General features: G+C 60.3%; 13 protein-coding genes and 1 pseudogene. 2 read left to right on the top strand and 12 right to left on the bottom strand.

All coding sequences use genetic code 11. The annotated features are described in order from the left end of the window. Positions 1-74: 74 nt before the first annotated feature. The 9 genes and pseudogenes from KHO30_RS06835 to KHO30_RS06795 form a co-directional block, all read right to left on the bottom strand. The gene (locus KHO30_RS06835; RefSeq protein WP_211700389.1) at positions 75-1400 is read right to left on the bottom strand and encodes a glycosyltransferase; all 1326 of its coding nucleotides are present in this window, start codon (positions 1398-1400) and stop codon (positions 75-77) included. Positions 1401-1409: 9 nt separating this feature from the next. Beyond that, positions 1410-1979 carry a methyltransferase family protein gene (locus KHO30_RS06830; protein WP_211700388.1) on the bottom strand — a complete coding sequence of 190 codons (570 nt, stop codon included), beginning with the start codon at positions 1977-1979 and terminating at the stop codon, positions 1410-1412. A gap of 131 nt (positions 1980-2110) precedes the next feature. Continuing rightward, positions 2111-2947: pseudogene (locus KHO30_RS06825) on the bottom strand (alpha/beta fold hydrolase); the annotation flags it as partial. Between the two features lie 490 nt (positions 2948-3437). Further along, entirely contained in the window at positions 3438-4700 is a 1263-nt protein-coding gene (cls, locus tag KHO30_RS06820; RefSeq protein WP_211700386.1) for a cardiolipin synthase, read from the bottom strand. A gap of 312 nt (positions 4701-5012) precedes the next feature. Next, positions 5013-5498 carry a hypothetical protein gene (locus KHO30_RS06815; RefSeq protein WP_093634829.1) on the bottom strand — a complete coding sequence of 162 codons (486 nt, stop codon included), beginning with the start codon at positions 5496-5498 and terminating at the stop codon, positions 5013-5015. A 22-nt stretch (positions 5499-5520) separates the two neighbouring features. Continuing rightward, positions 5521-6318: an H-NS family nucleoid-associated regulatory protein gene (locus KHO30_RS06810; RefSeq protein ID WP_211700385.1), complete on the bottom strand. Its 798-nt coding sequence runs from the start codon at positions 6316-6318 to the stop codon at positions 5521-5523. Between the two features lie 179 nt (positions 6319-6497). Continuing rightward, positions 6498-6836: a hypothetical protein gene (locus KHO30_RS06805; protein ID WP_093634831.1), complete on the bottom strand. Its 339-nt coding sequence runs from the start codon at positions 6834-6836 to the stop codon at positions 6498-6500. Between the two features lie 298 nt (positions 6837-7134). Further along, positions 7135-8208 (bottom strand): DUF6765 family protein, encoded by a 1074-nt coding sequence (locus KHO30_RS06800; protein ID WP_211700384.1) that lies wholly within the window; start codon positions 8206-8208, stop codon positions 7135-7137. Positions 8209-8560: 352 nt separating this feature from the next. Then, positions 8561-8908, bottom strand: coding sequence for an FKBP-type peptidyl-prolyl cis-trans isomerase (locus KHO30_RS06795; RefSeq protein ID WP_233465191.1), 348 nt, complete (start codon positions 8906-8908; stop codon positions 8561-8563). 269 nt (positions 8909-9177) lie between these two features. Here KHO30_RS06795 and KHO30_RS06790 point away from each other — a divergent pair, with 269 nt between their 5' ends. After that, positions 9178-10467, top strand: coding sequence for an NRAMP family divalent metal transporter (locus tag KHO30_RS06790; protein ID WP_211700383.1), 1290 nt, complete (start codon positions 9178-9180; stop codon positions 10465-10467). Positions 10468-10543: 76 nt separating this feature from the next. Here KHO30_RS06790 and KHO30_RS06785 read toward each other — a convergent pair whose 3' ends face one another. Beyond that, positions 10544-11410 (bottom strand): carbon-nitrogen hydrolase family protein, encoded by an 867-nt coding sequence (locus tag KHO30_RS06785; RefSeq protein ID WP_093634834.1) that lies wholly within the window; start codon positions 11408-11410, stop codon positions 10544-10546. A gap of 237 nt (positions 11411-11647) precedes the next feature. After that, positions 11648-12550: a hypothetical protein gene (locus KHO30_RS39495; RefSeq protein ID WP_280531431.1), complete on the bottom strand. Its 903-nt coding sequence runs from the start codon at positions 12548-12550 to the stop codon at positions 11648-11650. A 985-nt stretch (positions 12551-13535) separates the two neighbouring features. Here KHO30_RS39495 and KHO30_RS06775 point away from each other — a divergent pair. Next, on the top strand, positions 13536-14297 hold the full coding sequence (locus tag KHO30_RS06775; RefSeq protein WP_200652511.1) for a 3-oxoacyl-ACP reductase: 762 nt from the start codon (positions 13536-13538) through the stop codon (positions 14295-14297). Positions 14298-14323: 26 nt separating this feature from the next. Here KHO30_RS06775 and KHO30_RS06770 read toward each other — a convergent pair whose 3' ends face one another. Further along, positions 14324-15310: a zinc-dependent alcohol dehydrogenase family protein gene (locus KHO30_RS06770; protein ID WP_211700382.1), complete on the bottom strand. Its 987-nt coding sequence runs from the start codon at positions 15308-15310 to the stop codon at positions 14324-14326. Positions 15311-15399: the final 89 nt, after the last annotated feature.

The raw sequence follows: 15399 nt of genomic DNA, 5'->3' as shown, positions 1-15399 counted from the left end.
GGGGCCAATGCCGGAGCCGACGCCGTGCGCCTCGTCAGCCGACGCAGCGTGCTTCGGCAATGGCGTGGCGGCGCTCATGCGCTATGCCCGCTGTCTGCAAGTGCCGGCATAGACACGCGGTCGAGGCTTTGCGCGCGCACGCCGGCGGGCACGAAACTTTCGATATACCGTGCGGCCGCCTCGCAGCCATCCGGCAACGACGCAAGCCGGTCCTGCACGCGCCCGCACTGCGTCGCAATCGACGGGCTGCCGAGCACATGCTTCAACGCACGCGCAAGCGCCTGCGGCTCCAGTGGCTTATCGAGCCGAACGCCGCAACCGCTCACGACGACACGCTGCGCGTTATCGAACTGATCGTGCGCGAACGGCGTCACCACTTGCGGAATGCCGGCAGCATACGCGAGCGCCGCGGTGCCGATGCCGCCGTGATGCACCAGCGCCCGGCAGCGCGGCAACAGCTTTTGCAGCGGTACGTAACGCCGCTTGAGCAGCATGCCCTGTGCGTCTGTCTGCGCATCTGTTTGGGCGGCGGGCGCATCCGGCGTCAAAAGAATCCCGCGCAGCCCGCTTTCCGCCAGCGCCGCGCTCACTGCATCCGTGTAGCGCGCCTGATCGATCAAGGTCGAACCCGCGGTGAAAACCACCGGCCGCTCGCCCGCGGCGAGAAAGGCTTCGAGTTGGGGATCGGGCGCCTGCACGCCCGTGTCGTTGAACAGCGGAAAACCACTGAGGCAACACGGCGACGGCCAATCCGGCTGAGCTTGCGCGAACCAGTCAGGAAAGAGACACAGCACACCATCGGTCGAATGCAGCCACTCGCCGAAAATGCGGCGCGCCGGTGCGAGCCCCAGTTCCACGCGCAACGCGTTCAATGCGGGGCCGCAGATCTTGTCGAGTACGTGGCGCTCGATCAGTCGCAGCAGCGCCGTTTTTAGAGCCAATGGCAAGCCGCGCGGAATGGTCAACCGTGGGTGTGTGGGCGGCGCATGCGCGGAGAGCAGCGTCGACGGCGAGACCTGCACCGATACGAACGGCACCCGATACAGCTCCTGCATCAACCGCGCGGAAAAAGCCCACAACGTGCCGACCAGCACGGTGTCGCTGTCGGTCAACGCAACCAGCGTGTCGAAATGCGGACGCAGCGTCGGCGCAATCACTGCCCACAGCGTGCGGAATGACGTACGTGGATGCCATAGCGCCGGGTTCGTCATCGCCGCTTCATATTCGGCCGCAGTGCCGATCGAAACGAATGCGAAACCCTGGCGCGAGGCGGCCTCCGCGAACGGCGGATGCGTGCAGAAGACAATCTCGTGACCGCGCGCGGCTAATGCCGCGCCGATGCCGAGCAAAGGATGCACGTCGCCCGCCGAGCCGATCGCGGTGATGATGACTTTCGCCATTCAGGTCGCTCAGAAGAGACCGGGAATCAGCGCGGCGACGTCGCGGCGATACTGCGAATACGCACGGCCGAAGTGACCCGTCAGCCAACTCTCCTCGACCCGGACCTTGTACGTCAGCGAGGCGAAAATCAGCACTAGCCCAGCCACGCCACGCCATTGCGCGCCGATCAGCACAGCACCGAGAAGCGCCAGCAGGCAGCCGGTATAGATCGGATGACGAACCAGTCCATAGGGTCCGCTGCGCACCAGCTCGTGGTCTTCCTTCAGCGTGACCGAGACGCTCCAGTTGGTGCCGAGATGCAGCCGCGCCCAAACGGAAAACGCAAGGCCAGCTAACAGCACGGCCAAGCCCATCAGCTGCAGCGGCCCGATCGCATGCGGATCGAAGGACAACGCCGCTGTGTTGACGTCCGGCAGGATGATCAGTGCGCCTCCGCCGATCAACGGAATCGACTGCAACGTGCGCGACAGAGACGCCTCCTTGCGCGCGGTTTCCTTGACGCGGTTCGACGTCGCGATCCAATACAGCAGCCACAGCGTCCACGGTACGACGATAGCGATGCTCTGAGCGATATTCATGGTGTTTCGACCTGTTGGAACGAGTGATCGGCGGTGGCTTGCAACGCGACGTTCGCGATGGCGGGTTGTTGCACCGGCATGGCGGACGCGCGGGCGGCGAACGTGTCGAAACCATCGAGCCCACGGGCTGGCGCCTGGATCCGCGCGGCGCCGAAGTAATCGAAAATGGCCGTCCGAACCTGGCGCAGTGCGGCCCGCCCTTCGAGATCGAGGAAATGCCCGGCCTGCTCGATCGTGAGAAACTCGGCGCGCTTCAGATGCGCGCTAAGCGAGCGGGCGTCCTCAGGCGTGGTGTAGTCGTCGAGCTCGCCGTTGAGGAATTTCAGGCCGCACTCGATGTTGCGGAACTCGTGCAGATAGTCCTCTGGACGGATAGCCAGAATCTGGTCGACGTGAAAGGCCACCTGGTCCTGCTCATCGCGTGGCAGCGTAGAGAGGTAGCGGTAGTTATAGAGCTTCATGATGCGCGGCAGATGCTGCCCAACGGTATCGTTGAGCAACTGCGCGGCCTTCAGATTTTCGCCGGCGGCGATGTGGTCGCGTGCTGCGGTCACGTATGCTGTCATCGCTGCATTGAGCCGCGGCGAGAACGACGCAATCACCGCGCGCCTCACGCTGGTGCGCGCCCGCGAGAGCGCCAGCAGCGAGGCCACCCCGCCCCACGACACCGACAGCAGGAAGCTCGGCTCGAATAAGCCTATTAGATGCAACAGAATGTCGACTTCATCGTCTTTTGTCAGAACGAAGTCGCACACGTTATGCGTTTTCGATTGACCCGCATAAGGTAAATCGAAACAAATTGGGTTATAGCGTTCGCCGAGGTATTTGATTGTCTGTCCGAACGACGCCGTGGTGGCCAGCGCGCCGTTGATCAGAATGACACTCTCGAAGGCCGGATCGAATACGTGACGTTCAACGTAGACTTTCAGGCCCGCCGGTAGCGGAACAAGGAGTTTTTCGATGGGCATGGCGTATTCGCATGCACTTGCGCAACGCAAATGCGTACCGATACCGCGCCCGCGCTCGCGGACGCCTTGCGGCCGTACTACCGGGGATCAGGCCCATGCGATTTGCCTTTACGTACCATGACGTATCTTTACGCCGGCAAATCCGATCCGCGACGACCGCTGCTGCACCGAAAACACGTACCACTCGACGTGATACCTGCCGGCTCTTCGTGACGCGTGCCTGAACTCAGGTCCGCTTCAATCGAGCGTTCGATGCCTCGTAATATATTTATATGTAATTTCGAATGCGTTGCTTCAATCTCTGCCGCACGCCATTCGTTGCTGCCACTCTGCCCTCACTGCGTGAAGACTTGATGTCAATATACGATGACGGAAAGCTTTTTAACATGTTTCAAAAATAAAAGCTAAAAAAAAGTCATTGAGCATATGTTCGAAATGGGCGGGAAAATGTTATTGAAAGGAAACAGCAGCGCGTTGCGCAGTCATCGCATCACAGCTGCGTATCCAGCAGCGACGCGAACTTCTCGATCAGCTTCTCCGGAAACGGCCGTCGCAGCCACGCGTCGAGTGTGACCTGGTGCGACTGTTTGATGTCGTCTGCGAAGGTTGCGGTTTGCTGCTTCGCGAAGTCGTGGTCGTAGATATTCAGGTTCGCTTCGTCGTTGAGTTTGAACGAGCGGCTATCGAAATTGGTGGAGCCGACCGAGACCAGGTACTCGTCCACCACCAGCAACTTGCAATGAAACATGGTCGGCTGATACTCGAACATCTCGACACCCGCTCGCAGCAAGTTGCCCCAACAGGCACGCGACGCCTCGCGCACGGTATGCGCGTCGATACGTTTTCCGGGCGTGAGGATCTGCACTTTCACACCGCGCTTTGCCGCCTCGACGATCGCATTGATTGTCAGCTTGTCCGGTACAAAGTAGGCACTCGCCAGATGAATAGAGCGGGTTGCCGCGGTGATCGCCATCAGATACATCAACTGCATGTCATCGCTGCCGCCTGAAGGCGAACTGCTGAACATATGCGCGAGGCCGTCACCGACGCCTTCAACTTCCGGAAAGTAGTCGGGCCCATGCAGCACATTGCCGGTCGCTTTAACCCAGTTGTCCATGAACACAGCCTGCATGTGGCCAACCACCGGGCCGGCCACACGAAAATGGGTATCACGCCAATGTTTTTCGTCTTGTGCGTGGCCGGTCCACTCCGGTGCAATGCCCACGCCGCCGGTAAAGCCGATGTGTCCGTCAATCACCAGCAGCTTGCGGTGAGTGCGATCGTTCATTCGCCCGAGACCGGTCCAATGCGGCTTGTGATACTGGATCACTTCCGCGCCCGCATCTTGAAGCATGTTCAGATAACGCTTATCCATTTTCGACGAGCCCACCCAATCGAGCAGTACATGCACGGCGACGCCTTCGCGTGCTTTGTCCGCCAGTGCGCGGGCGATCTGCTCGCCTATCTCGCCGGACCAATAGATGAAGGTTTCAAACGTGATGGTTTTACTTGCGGAGCGGATGCCTTCGAGCATCGACGGAAAGATATGTTCGCCGTTCAGCAACATCTCGAAGCGGTTTCCGGACAGTACGGGCGGCCCGAGCAGCAGGCCCATTGAACGGAGAAACTGCGGGTCGTCACTCGTATAAAGCCGTTCGATCTTGTGTTCGATCTTCTTTTCGCCACTCGACAGATTGGCAATCACCAATATGATGACGAGCGTGACAAAGGCGGTAATGGGAATCGTCAGCATGCGTGGCCTCGATGCTAATCGGCAGGACGCGGCGGGCAAGCACCCTGCAGTTCGTGGTTTGCCGTTTGGCGGGCACGCCGGGACCTTAAGCCCGGGTTCTTACTACCTGGGCAGGACGCATTGCGCGTGCCCGTTGCCAGGACCGTGTTTTGCTACATAGTGTGCCGATTGACTGGAGGGGCAGGCATTGGAACGCCCGAACGCTGCGCGAGGCGAGCGTTCAGGCGATGGGACAGACTGGAAAGAGGTCGCGTCACCCAGCGGCAATGAACGCCAACAAGCAGCAACAAGCGGCAATAACCGCCAGGAAGATTAGCGGACCAGCGAGAAGGCTTCCCGCCAGGCGATCTCACCCGCGCCATACACGCCGACCACCGTATAGTCCGACGCCACGCATTCGAACGTCGCACCCTGAAATGTGATGACGAAATGGCGTTGCAAAGGACCAGGCGACGTAACGGCCGAAATCTCAGCGGCCAACGACGAATTCATGACTTCGTGAACCGAGTACCCACTGAGTCCTTGCGACGCGAGTGGATGTATCTCGAGATCGCCGTCACCGGGCGGCCCAAGACGATGAAACACGGCGTCGGGAAATAGCACCGTGCAAAATGGATCATCGTCGGAATCGAATGGTCCGAATCGTTCGAAGTCGGATTCAGCAATCGGATAAGCCAGAATCACCCGGCGGTCGCTGGCGACAATGAATGGTTCGGCGGCGTCGGCTGCCGGGTGAGGAACGGAATCCAGCAGGACGACATGGTCCTCCTGCTGGGGTACTTCGAGCATGCTGGTCATCTACTTCGCGACTCCGTTGCGCTCACGCGCCGGCTTGCACTGACGAGGTTTGCGGCGCTGCGGCGGCGCTCGTCGCGCCGGCTTTGCCTCTACCACCCGCTTTGCGGCCTGGCGCTTTCCTGGCCGTTGCCGTTTTCTTCACAGCAGCCTTCTTTACCGCGGCTTTCTTTGCAGCGGGCTTAGCCGTGCTTTTCTTTGCCGCAGCTTTCTTAGTGGCCGCGGTACCTTTCTTCGCCACTGCCTTTTTCGCCGTCACGACTTTTTTTGCGGCGACATTGCTGGCAGCCGAGGCGCCATCGATCAGAAATTTGGTGCGGTCCTTGACCGTGGCGAGCCATGCCGGCGCCGGCCCGCGTCCACTCCAGGTCGCTCCAGTTTTCGGATTGAGGTACTTGGGCGGCTGTGCGCCTTTAGGCTGACCTTTACTTTTGCCTTTGGCCTGAGTAACCGCTGCCTTTGCCGCGGACTTCAGTTCGCTTGCGCCTTCAATCAGGAATTGAGTCCGGTCTTTCACGGCGGCAATCCAGGCCGGTGCACGCCCGTGACCTGTCCATGTCGCGCCCGTTTTATGGTCGCGGTACTTCGGCAGCGACTTACCTGCGCCAGCGGCTTTTGCTTTGCCACCTGCAGCATGGCCATTCAAGCCGCGCGCGGCGCGTCTCGCCTTTGCCTTTGCTTCGATATCTGCGGTAGTGAGACCGTGCTTGAGCATCAGCTCGCGAATCTGGTCGACCGCAACTTGTGCTTTCCTGGCAATAAGGACGTCAGCTTGCGCCTGGAGCTTCTTAAGCTTTGCTTGGATTTGCTCTAACGTGGGCATTTGATTGCTCCTTATGTGGTAATCGATCGAACTATGCCATGAATAGCGCGAGAAAGGCAGATCTATGCAACTATAAAGGCATCAGGTTTACACGGGAATGCATCCCGTGGAGTACGAACCTTTCGAGCTCACTACTCGATAACCGCATTCCTTAACCTTTCCAATTGCCGGCCAGTCACTCAAATAGGAGTAAAAACGACAACCTGGCGGTCAGCGATATACCTCACACTGCGCATGAACCGGTACTGCTGATCGTCGGCAGTTATCCGGTTGAGTCCCAACTGCGTCAATGCAAGCATCTCGTCGGCCTGGAAGGCGGCCACTACACCGTGATCAGTCAAATCCTCCAACGTGCCGGACGGATTGCCGACATAGATACTGCGCACCTGCGTGCCGATCCGCATCAGAACCACGCTTTCTCCCTCGTCGAGCGCCAGTTCGAGATAGGTGGCAAGCGTTCGTAATGAATCCGGCGTGCAAGCCTGGGCCTGATAGATTGCAGCATTCGATGGCGTCATTTCTGTTTCCCCGTCACCCATGTCAAAAGAAGCCGGCCGCCGTGCAATGCGGCAATAGCCGCTTCTACTATAGGCAAGCATCCGGAGATTCAAAGGGCGGCAGTTCATTTTTTTGCCGGTAAGCCCACGTTACCAATCTCGCAGCGCTGTTTCATCTATGATTGATGCGCACGCGAGCGGCGCGAACGCCGCGAATGGTGTGAACATGAATGGCGTCGCGCGCAATGGCGCGAGCACGAATGGCATGAATGCGGCCGCTGGGGCGGCTATTGAAATAACGCGCAAAAGCGCCCTCTTTTCAGGCGATCCGCAATCCGTGAGCCGGCAGAATCTCCTGCGTAATCACAAAACGGTGCTCTTTGACGGCGTCGTGAAAGCGCCGGTAATCACTTTTCTCAAAGATGTCGCTCCACCGGGGGCGGTCCCCGCTATCGTCGTCGGACTGCAAACCGGTGGCCTTATATTTCCAGGAGCCGAGCCCCTTGGCCACATAGTCCGGAACCGACTCCGACAGGCCTGGAATGACATCGGTTTTCACCGCTTCGCAAATGGTCTGCAGGCGCTTGTTGTCGTCCAGATTCCGATTGGTGTCGAGAAGCTTCGTGAGTGCGGTTTTGACATCTTCCGGCAGGCCTGGCTGGGATTCAAAATCTTCCCGTCCCGCGACATAGCCGCGCACCGCACGGCAAGTCATCTCGGCCGCCTGCATGAACTCCGGCAGATTGTGCCTGTCGACGCGCTCATTTCTACCGTCGGTGTAATGCCATTTTGCCCACGGCTGATCGGGATAGTGCAAAGCGGCCCCATGACCGACAGGCAGTGCAAGCGTCAGCACATCTTCCTCGACGTGTTCGACCAGATGCCGGGTTGCGCGGGTAAGACGGGCAAGCCAGCTTTCCTTCGTGCAATCTTCCGCCTCCAGCATATGAACGCGATTCATCGGGCTTTCGATACCGGCGAAGCCCTGGTGGGCCCACGTATCGACGTACGCGTGAAGCGTCACACCCAGGCGGTGCAATGCCGTATCGGTGCCCCGCTGCCGGATCGCCCGGCGCACCACCTCGCGAGCAACTGCGCTATCCGGCCGGCACACCGCCTTCTCTTCGAGCGTCTCCCCCTCGCCGGCAGGCAGAAAATGAAATGGCGTCCACACCAGACGATTCTGGTCGTCTTCCGTATTGGTGTAATCGAATAGCTTGTGCGCCGTAGCAAAGCGCTCGAATGTCTCGCCGCCGGCAAAACGCAGTATTCCTGAAGTGGTCGCGTCGTCGACATACTGGCAGGCATGGGCCACCGTGAGCGCCTCGGCGGGCGCCATCCCGCCGATACGGGCGACGATATAGACCACCCCGTAGTGAAAGTCGATATTCATGGAAAACGCTCCTGAGGCGCGACGAATGACGGCTAGATATTCCGGAATGCGCAAAGCGGCGATTGCAGTGTTGCCGCACGCGCAGAGGGTAAACGACCGAGTGCAACAGGACTTAAAAAAAGAATGCCACTACTTTTAGGGGAACACATACGCCACGCCCGCCGACCGAAGCGAGAACTTCTTTCCTTTCAGGAAATCCCGTTGATCGTGAATACGTCAGGTTAGATCACCGCGAGAGCGGCGCGGTTTTTATCACAGATAGATTTCAGTGGGCAAATGCAGTGCCCTGAAAAAGAAAAACCCCGCTTCGATCTCCGGAGCGGGGTTCAGTCTCAGCGCACTTCGCGCGGTATTACTTGACGATACCTACGAGTTCGACTTCAAACGTCAGGTCGCTATTCGGGGGAATCGGACCGACTCCGCGCTCGCCATAGGCCGTGGCCGACGGGCAGGTCAGCTTGGCCTTTTCGCCGACCTTCATCTTTTGCACGCCTTGCGTCCAGCACGGAATCACGCGATTGAGCGGGAAGGTTGCCGGACCGCCATGCTTCGCCGAGCTATCGAACTCGGTGCCGTTTGCGAGCGTGCCGCGATAGTTGACCTTGACGACATCGTCTGCGGCAGGCTGGGCGCCCGTGCCCTGCGTAAGATGTTCAACGATGACGCCGGAAGGCAGTTTCTCAGTGGTGGAAGCGGCCATCGCCGTCGAAGAAAGAACAGCCGCGGCGACCAAAGCAACAATAGATTTCAAAGCGAGTCTCCAGGTGGGTAATGCGTGTCATTGTAGCGGATGACATGTTGCAGGCCGTTGACCGCCGATGCTGGGCAATCACAGACGCAAAGGCAGTTGAGCGGCAGAGTCCGTGGCACAGAGAATGCTACTTCCTGACGAGCGGCACGTAGGGTCGCCCCGGCGCGCACGCGCGCTTTGCAAGCGACTCAATACGGTTCCTTTCGCAGGCGGATGCCATGACTACTGAAAACCTGGAACCGGAACTTGCCGTCGAAGATATCGCCGAACGCTCCTGGATGAAGAGGCTCGGTCCCGGCCTGATTACCGGCGCCGCGGACGACGATCCGAGCGGCATCGCCACCTATTCGCAGGCCGGCGCGCAATTCGGCTTTGGATTGCTATGGACGTTGCTGATCACCTACCCGCTGATGGTGTCGATACAACTTGTCAGTGCCCGCATGGGACGGGTGACGGGCAGCGGACTCGCAACCAATTTGCGCCGCCACTACCCCGCTCCGCTTTTGTATCTCGCGGTACTGGTGCTGCTCGCGGCGAACACCATCAATATCGCGGCCGATCTCGCGGCAATGGGCGCCGCCGCAAAACTGGTGATCGGCGGCCCGGTCCAACTCTACGTCGCGTTGTTCGGCACGGCCTCCCTGCTGATGCAGGTATTCATTCCCTACGAACGCTACGCGAGCATTCTGAAATGGCTGACACTCACGTTGTTCGCTTACGTCGCCATCATCTTCGTGATTCCGATTGATTGGAAAGCAGTCGGACTGAGCATCGTGAAACCGCCGGTTCAACTGTCCGGCGGTTATCTGACGACCGTGGTTGCGGTACTCGGGACGACCATCAGCCCGTATCTCTTCTTCTGGCAGGCATCGCAGGAAGTCGAGGAGATCCGCTCGAATCCCGCGCAGCAATCGCTTTTGCGCGCACCGATGCAGGCGGCCGCACAACTGAAGCGAATCAACATGGACACGTGGGTCGGCATGGCCGTTTCGAACGGCGTGGCGTTTTTCATCATGCTTACTGCCGCCGCCACGCTACACGCGCATCACATCGAAGTAAAAACCACCGCCGATGCCGCCAGTGCGCTTAAGCCGATTGCCGGCAACCTGGCGTTTGCGCTGTTTAGCCTCGGCATTATTGGCACGGGTCTGCTGGCGTTGCCGGTGCTGGCGGGTTCGGCCGCCTACGCGGCTGCGGGCACGATGAAATGGCGCAACAGTCTGGCGTTGCAGGTAAGTCTGGCGAAGCAGTTTTATGGCGTGGTCGCGGTGGCGATTCTCGGTGGTATTGCGCTCACATTCATGCGGCTCGACCCGATCAAAGCGCTGTATTGGAGCGCGGTAATCAATGGCGTCGCAGCCGTTCCGATCATGGTGCTCGTGATGGTGATGGCGGCCAGCCCCAAGGTGATGGGCCAGTTCGTCGTGACCGGCTGGTTGCGCTGGCTCGGCTGGATCGCTACCGCAGCAATGGGGCTCGCTGCGGCCGGCATGTTCTGGCCGGGATGATTGCTCGCGTGCACTTATTCGACGTCCAGGCCGAGTGACGGTAACGGCACGCTTTGTGATCTTGCCGCGCGTGCGGTTAATCCAGACGATGCACTACGTACTCACCCGCTGTCTCAGCGACGTGCGCCTTGAAGTCCGCGAGCATTGTTTCGCGCTCTCGGACATCGGCCAGCACAGTTGGATCGAGTAGCGCGGTAATCACTTCCTCGCGATCGCGGCTCGCTTCCGTCACGACGTCGCCATACGGGCCCCAGATCGCGCTCGCGCCGCACGTTTCCCAGCCGCCTGTAGTGCCGACGTGATTCGACAAGAGCACGTACAGGGTGTTGTCAAAAGCACGCGCGGGAAACCAGATGCGCGACTGATGATAGCCAGTCTTCACGCTAAAGAGCGCGCTCACCAGGTAAGCGTGCGCGCCGTTTACAGCGGCGTTGCGCGCGTGCTCAGGAAAACCGGAGTCGTAGCACACGCCGAGCGCGAGCCGCCAGCCGTCGATCTCAAGCATGCAGCCTTGCAAGCCGGCCTGATAGATCTTTGTCTCGCCGCTGTAGAGATGCTGCTTGTGATACGACTCGATCAGCTCGCCTGCGCGGTTGAACACTAGCGACGAAATATGAAGGCCGTCCACGTTGCGTATGCCGCGTGTCGCCGCACCGACGATTACGGCGATCTCGCGCTCGCGGCAAACTTCGCGAATGGGTTCGAGCCGCGCGTCGTGTTCGTCGAAGGCGTATTTCGCGGGGTCGCCGGCAATCAGGTCAGGTTCGTAGCCGCTTAGGAATTTCTCGGGGAAGACCACTAGTTTCGCGCCGCGGTCGGCGGCGATGTTGATCAGTTCGACCGTTCTGGCGATGTTCGCCGTGACGTCGCCGGACACCGGTTGCGCTTGCGCCGCCGCAATTCGCAATGGTGCTTGCGGCAGCGAGACCTGTTTGTTGTTCAACGCAGACTCCGTTTTGCGCAATGCGCAACGTTGTAAATGGACTGATGCGGTGTGGCCGCCGGGGGTTGGCTTTGGCGTTTTATGCGGTGAGCGTGACCCGGTATTTAATCATGGACGGCACTTTATCAGGCGGAGGTTGGTTGTGTTTTCATGAGTCGCGTTGAGTGGATGTTCTTTGAACTTAAGAAGGCAGGTGATTGAAGCGGCGCGGGCGGCCGTTTGTCGGCCGCCCGCGCGCTAAGGATTGCAAGATGCGTTAGTGGCCGTTGCCGTGTCCGCCGCCGTAACCGCCACCATGGCCGCCACCGCCGCCGAAGCCCCCACCGAAACCGCCGCCATGGCCCTGGCCGCTGCTGCCTTTGCCGCCGTCGCCTTTGCCACTGTTGCCGTGGCCACCGTCGCCCTTGCCACCGTCTCCATGGCCACCGTTGCCATGACCTCCATCGCCGTGGCCACCGTCACCTTTGCCACCATCTCCATGGCCACCGCTTCCATGACCGCCGTCGCCGTGACCGCCATCGCCATGGCCACCGCTGCCATGACCACCGTCACCATGACCGCCATCGCCGTGGCCGCCATCACCATGGCCACCGTCACCATGACCGCCATCGCCATGACCGCCATCGCCATGACCTCCATCGCCATGGCCGCCATCTCCATGACCACCGTCACCATGACCACCGCTGCCATGACCGCCATCGCCATGACCTCCGTCGCCATGACCTCCATCGCCGTGGCCACCATCACCATGGCCACCGTCGCCATGGCCGCCATCTCCATGACCACCATCACCATGACCACCGTCACCATGACCGCCGTCGCCATGGCCGCCATCTCCATGACCACCGTCACCATGACCGCCGTCGCCATGGCCGCCATCTCCATGACCACCGTCACCATGACCGCCGTCGCCATGGCCGCCATCTCCATGACCACCGCCACCATGACCGCCGTCGCCGTGACCGCCGTCGCCATTTCCGCCCGTCCCACCACCGCCTGTTCCACCTCCGCCTGTTCCACCTCCGCCTGTTCCACCACCGCCCGTCCCACCACCGCCCGTCCCACCTCCGCCCGTCCCACCACCGCCTGTTCCACCACCGCCTGTTCCACCACCGCCCGTCCCACCACCGCCTGTTCCACCACTACCCGTCCCACCCTTCCCCCCACTACCGCTCCCCGCACTTCCGGCACCGAGTCCCACCGCGCCGGACGTCGAGCCGCCTCCGCTACCGTTAGCGCCCGCTCCAGTCGATGAAGTCCCGCTGCCATCGCTGCTCTGCGAGCCCGACGCCGATGCAGACCCCAGCCCCGCAGCCGCAGCCACCCCACTTCCACCAAACGCTCGCAATCCACCATCGTCCTTCTTGCAGCCGAGCGTATCGAATAACGGACAATCAATCGGCAATGCTTGCGCAACCATCAGCTTCGCCGAACTTGCGGACGGCGCAGCAGGTGCGGTCGGGTTCGTTTGAGCACCCGCCATCGCCGCATAAAGACTCACAGCAACCGCCAATACCGCTTTGCTTGTCCCCAACGTCCGCGTGTCCCCGTTTTGCTTTTTCATTTCATTCTCCTAACCATATAAATCGAAAGACAGATTCAGATAACGAGTGAATCTCTGTTCGCTGTTAAAAATGAAACTTCAAAGCCCGGTCGACATTGCCAGGCACCGCACGAAAAGCGCGCGACGCCCGGCATCTCATCCGCAGATAATCCCGGTCCGATTTGACGTGATCCGGAAGAAGCGACTAGCTGTGCGCGAACAAAGGCTTGAAAAGAACACAGCAGGGGCCCGATGGACATTGAAGTTATGCGGAGCGCCATCCGATGACCGTGCGCTACCCCACGCAATGCGAAATTGCTGGCCTGTTTCCGATTAATTGCGCTGCACGACTGTTAAATATCGTTAATTACCGTTTTTAACAGCATCGGAAATTATCATCTCTAGATATGTAGTCCAAACTATTATTTTTACTTCAAGTCCAGATCGCTTCATCAGATGATTCGAACAGCCGCAAACGAACTATTTACCCAGGAATGAGCAGTTTCGGCGGGGGAAGCGAGCGAGAAAACCGAATCAAGCGACAATACGAAGATTGCAACCTCATCGACAACAGGAAGAGAAATGCTTTTATCCGAACAATGGGTGCTGGTAACGGGCGGCGCTCGCGGACTCGGCGCCGCGATCACACGCGCACTGGTACGCGAAGGCGCTGGCGTCGTGGTGAATTACCGTAAGAGCGAAATGCTGGCTCACGCGCTGAAAGACGAATTCGGCGATCGTGTCCTGCCGATCCAGGCGGACGTGACCGATGCGACCGCCGTCGCGCGCCTGTTCGAAACGGCGCAGGCACAAACCGGGCAGCCCATCGTGTCGGTGGTCAACAACGCGTTGGCCGACTTTCAGTTCGACGGCGACGCCCGCCCGAAAATCGACTCAATCGACTGGGCGCGTTTCCAGCAGCAATTGGACGGCTCACTCAAGGGCGCGCTCAATACGACGCAAGCGGCGGCCGCGGGCATGCGCTCGCGCGGATTCGGCCGCATCGTCAACGTCGGCACCAATCTGTTTCAGAACCCGGTGGTCCCCTATCACGACTACACGGCAGCCAAAGCAGCCCTGTTGTCGCTCACGCGCACCGCCGCTCACGATCTCGGCCCGGATGGCATTACGGTAAACATGGTGTCGGGTGGTCTGCTGCGCACCACGGACGCGAGCGCCGCCACGCCGGAATTCGTCTTCGACCTGATCGCCAGTTCGACACCGGTGCGGCGTGTCACGACGCCTGAAGAGTTCGCCGACGCCGTGCTGTTCTTCCTGTCGCCGTGGGCGCGTGCAGTCACGGGGCAGAATCTGATCGTGGACGGCGGCCTCGTGAAGGGATAGTCCTGCGGCGCGCAGCAACGTTCCGCTCAGTTCACCTCGACCACAACTTTGCCTCGCGCGCTACCGTCGGCCAGTGCTTCATAAGCAAGCTGCGCGCTGCCCAGATCAAAGCGCCGCGCGTCGAGGCGGGGCGCGAGCCTGTTTTCTTCCGCGAGCCGCGCCGCCACTCTCACCATCTCGCCGTGATGCGCGCGGCCTTTGCCAGAAAGCAACGCATGCAGCGTGAACACACCTGAGTAGGTCGCTTCGCGAAACGACAGCGGCGCTAGCGCATGCGTGCCCCAGCCGAGCGCGCTCACCACATGGCCGAAATGCCGCACGGCGGCAAACGATGCGTCAAGCGTCGTCCCGCCGACCGTATCGACGACCAGGTCGAAACCCACACCATCCGTCGCAGACTGGACATATTGTTCGACCGACTGTGCACGGTAATCGATCGGCCTGGCGCCGAGCGCCTCCACCACGCTGCGATCACGCTCGCTCACGGTCGCAAAGACCTTCGCATCGAGCGCGAGCGCCAACTGCACGCAGACGTATCCGACACCACCCGCCCCACCATGCACGAGCACCGTTTGCCCTGCCTGCAGATGCGCACGATCGACAATGCCCGAGTACGCCGTGATAAAAGCAAGCGGTAGCGTAGCGGCTTCGCGCATGGAGAGATTGGACGGTTTCAAGGCCAGCAGATCCGCATCGACCGATGCGTATTGCGCCAGCGATCCCTGCAGGCCACCCACTCCACCCGTCATTCCGTACACCTGATCACCCGCCTTAAACCGGTCGACACCGGCGCCCACTGTGTCGACGACGCCGGCCATGTCGATCCCCAACACCGCCGGCAACGGATGTTTCGCGTGCCCGGCGGCGCCGGCGCGGATTTTTGTGTCGAGCGGATTCAGACCGCTCGCGACGATTCGCACCAGCACCTCGCCGCGCGCAGGCTCGGGGCGCGGTAGTTCGGTCAGTTCGAGCGGGCCATTGTGCTGCCTGAGAACAAGAGCTTGCATGGACATCACACCTCCCGGGCGATTGATCATGAACGAGTCGATACGGGCATATTCCTCCGCGCGAAACCGCATGTAAATCGACACGTCAGCACGGT

The organism is Paraburkholderia aspalathi, assembly GCF_905220735.1.
In the GTDB taxonomy this organism is placed as follows: domain Bacteria; phylum Pseudomonadota; class Gammaproteobacteria; order Burkholderiales; family Burkholderiaceae; genus Paraburkholderia; species Paraburkholderia aspalathi.
This window is presented reverse-complemented; position numbering and strand designations above follow the sequence as displayed.

Coding starts and splice junctions, on each gene's coding strand:
- KHO30_RS06790 (WP_211700383.1), top strand. CDS start 9,178: ATGACTACTGAAAACCTGGAACCGGAACTTGCCGTCGAAGATATCGCC.
- KHO30_RS06835 (WP_211700389.1), bottom strand. CDS start 1,400: ATGGCGAAAGTCATCATCACCGCGATCGGCTCGGCGGGCGACGTGCAT.
- KHO30_RS06800 (WP_211700384.1), bottom strand. CDS start 8,208: ATGAATATCGACTTTCACTACGGGGTGGTCTATATCGTCGCCCGTATC.
- KHO30_RS06795 (WP_233465191.1), bottom strand. CDS start 8,908: ATGGCCGCTTCCACCACTGAGAAACTGCCTTCCGGCGTCATCGTTGAA.
- KHO30_RS06810 (WP_211700385.1), bottom strand. CDS start 6,318: ATGCCCACGTTAGAGCAAATCCAAGCAAAGCTTAAGAAGCTCCAGGCG.
- KHO30_RS06805 (WP_093634831.1), bottom strand. CDS start 6,836: ATGACGCCATCGAATGCTGCAATCTATCAGGCCCAGGCTTGCACGCCG.
- KHO30_RS06775 (WP_200652511.1), top strand. CDS start 13,536: ATGCTTTTATCCGAACAATGGGTGCTGGTAACGGGCGGCGCTCGCGGA.
- cls (WP_211700386.1), bottom strand. CDS start 4,700: ATGCTGACGATTCCCATTACCGCCTTTGTCACGCTCGTCATCATATTG.
- KHO30_RS06770 (WP_211700382.1), bottom strand. CDS start 15,310: ATGTCCATGCAAGCTCTTGTTCTCAGGCAGCACAATGGCCCGCTCGAA.
- KHO30_RS06815 (WP_093634829.1), bottom strand. CDS start 5,498: ATGACCAGCATGCTCGAAGTACCCCAGCAGGAGGACCATGTCGTCCTG.
- KHO30_RS06830 (WP_211700388.1), bottom strand. CDS start 1,979: ATGAATATCGCTCAGAGCATCGCTATCGTCGTACCGTGGACGCTGTGG.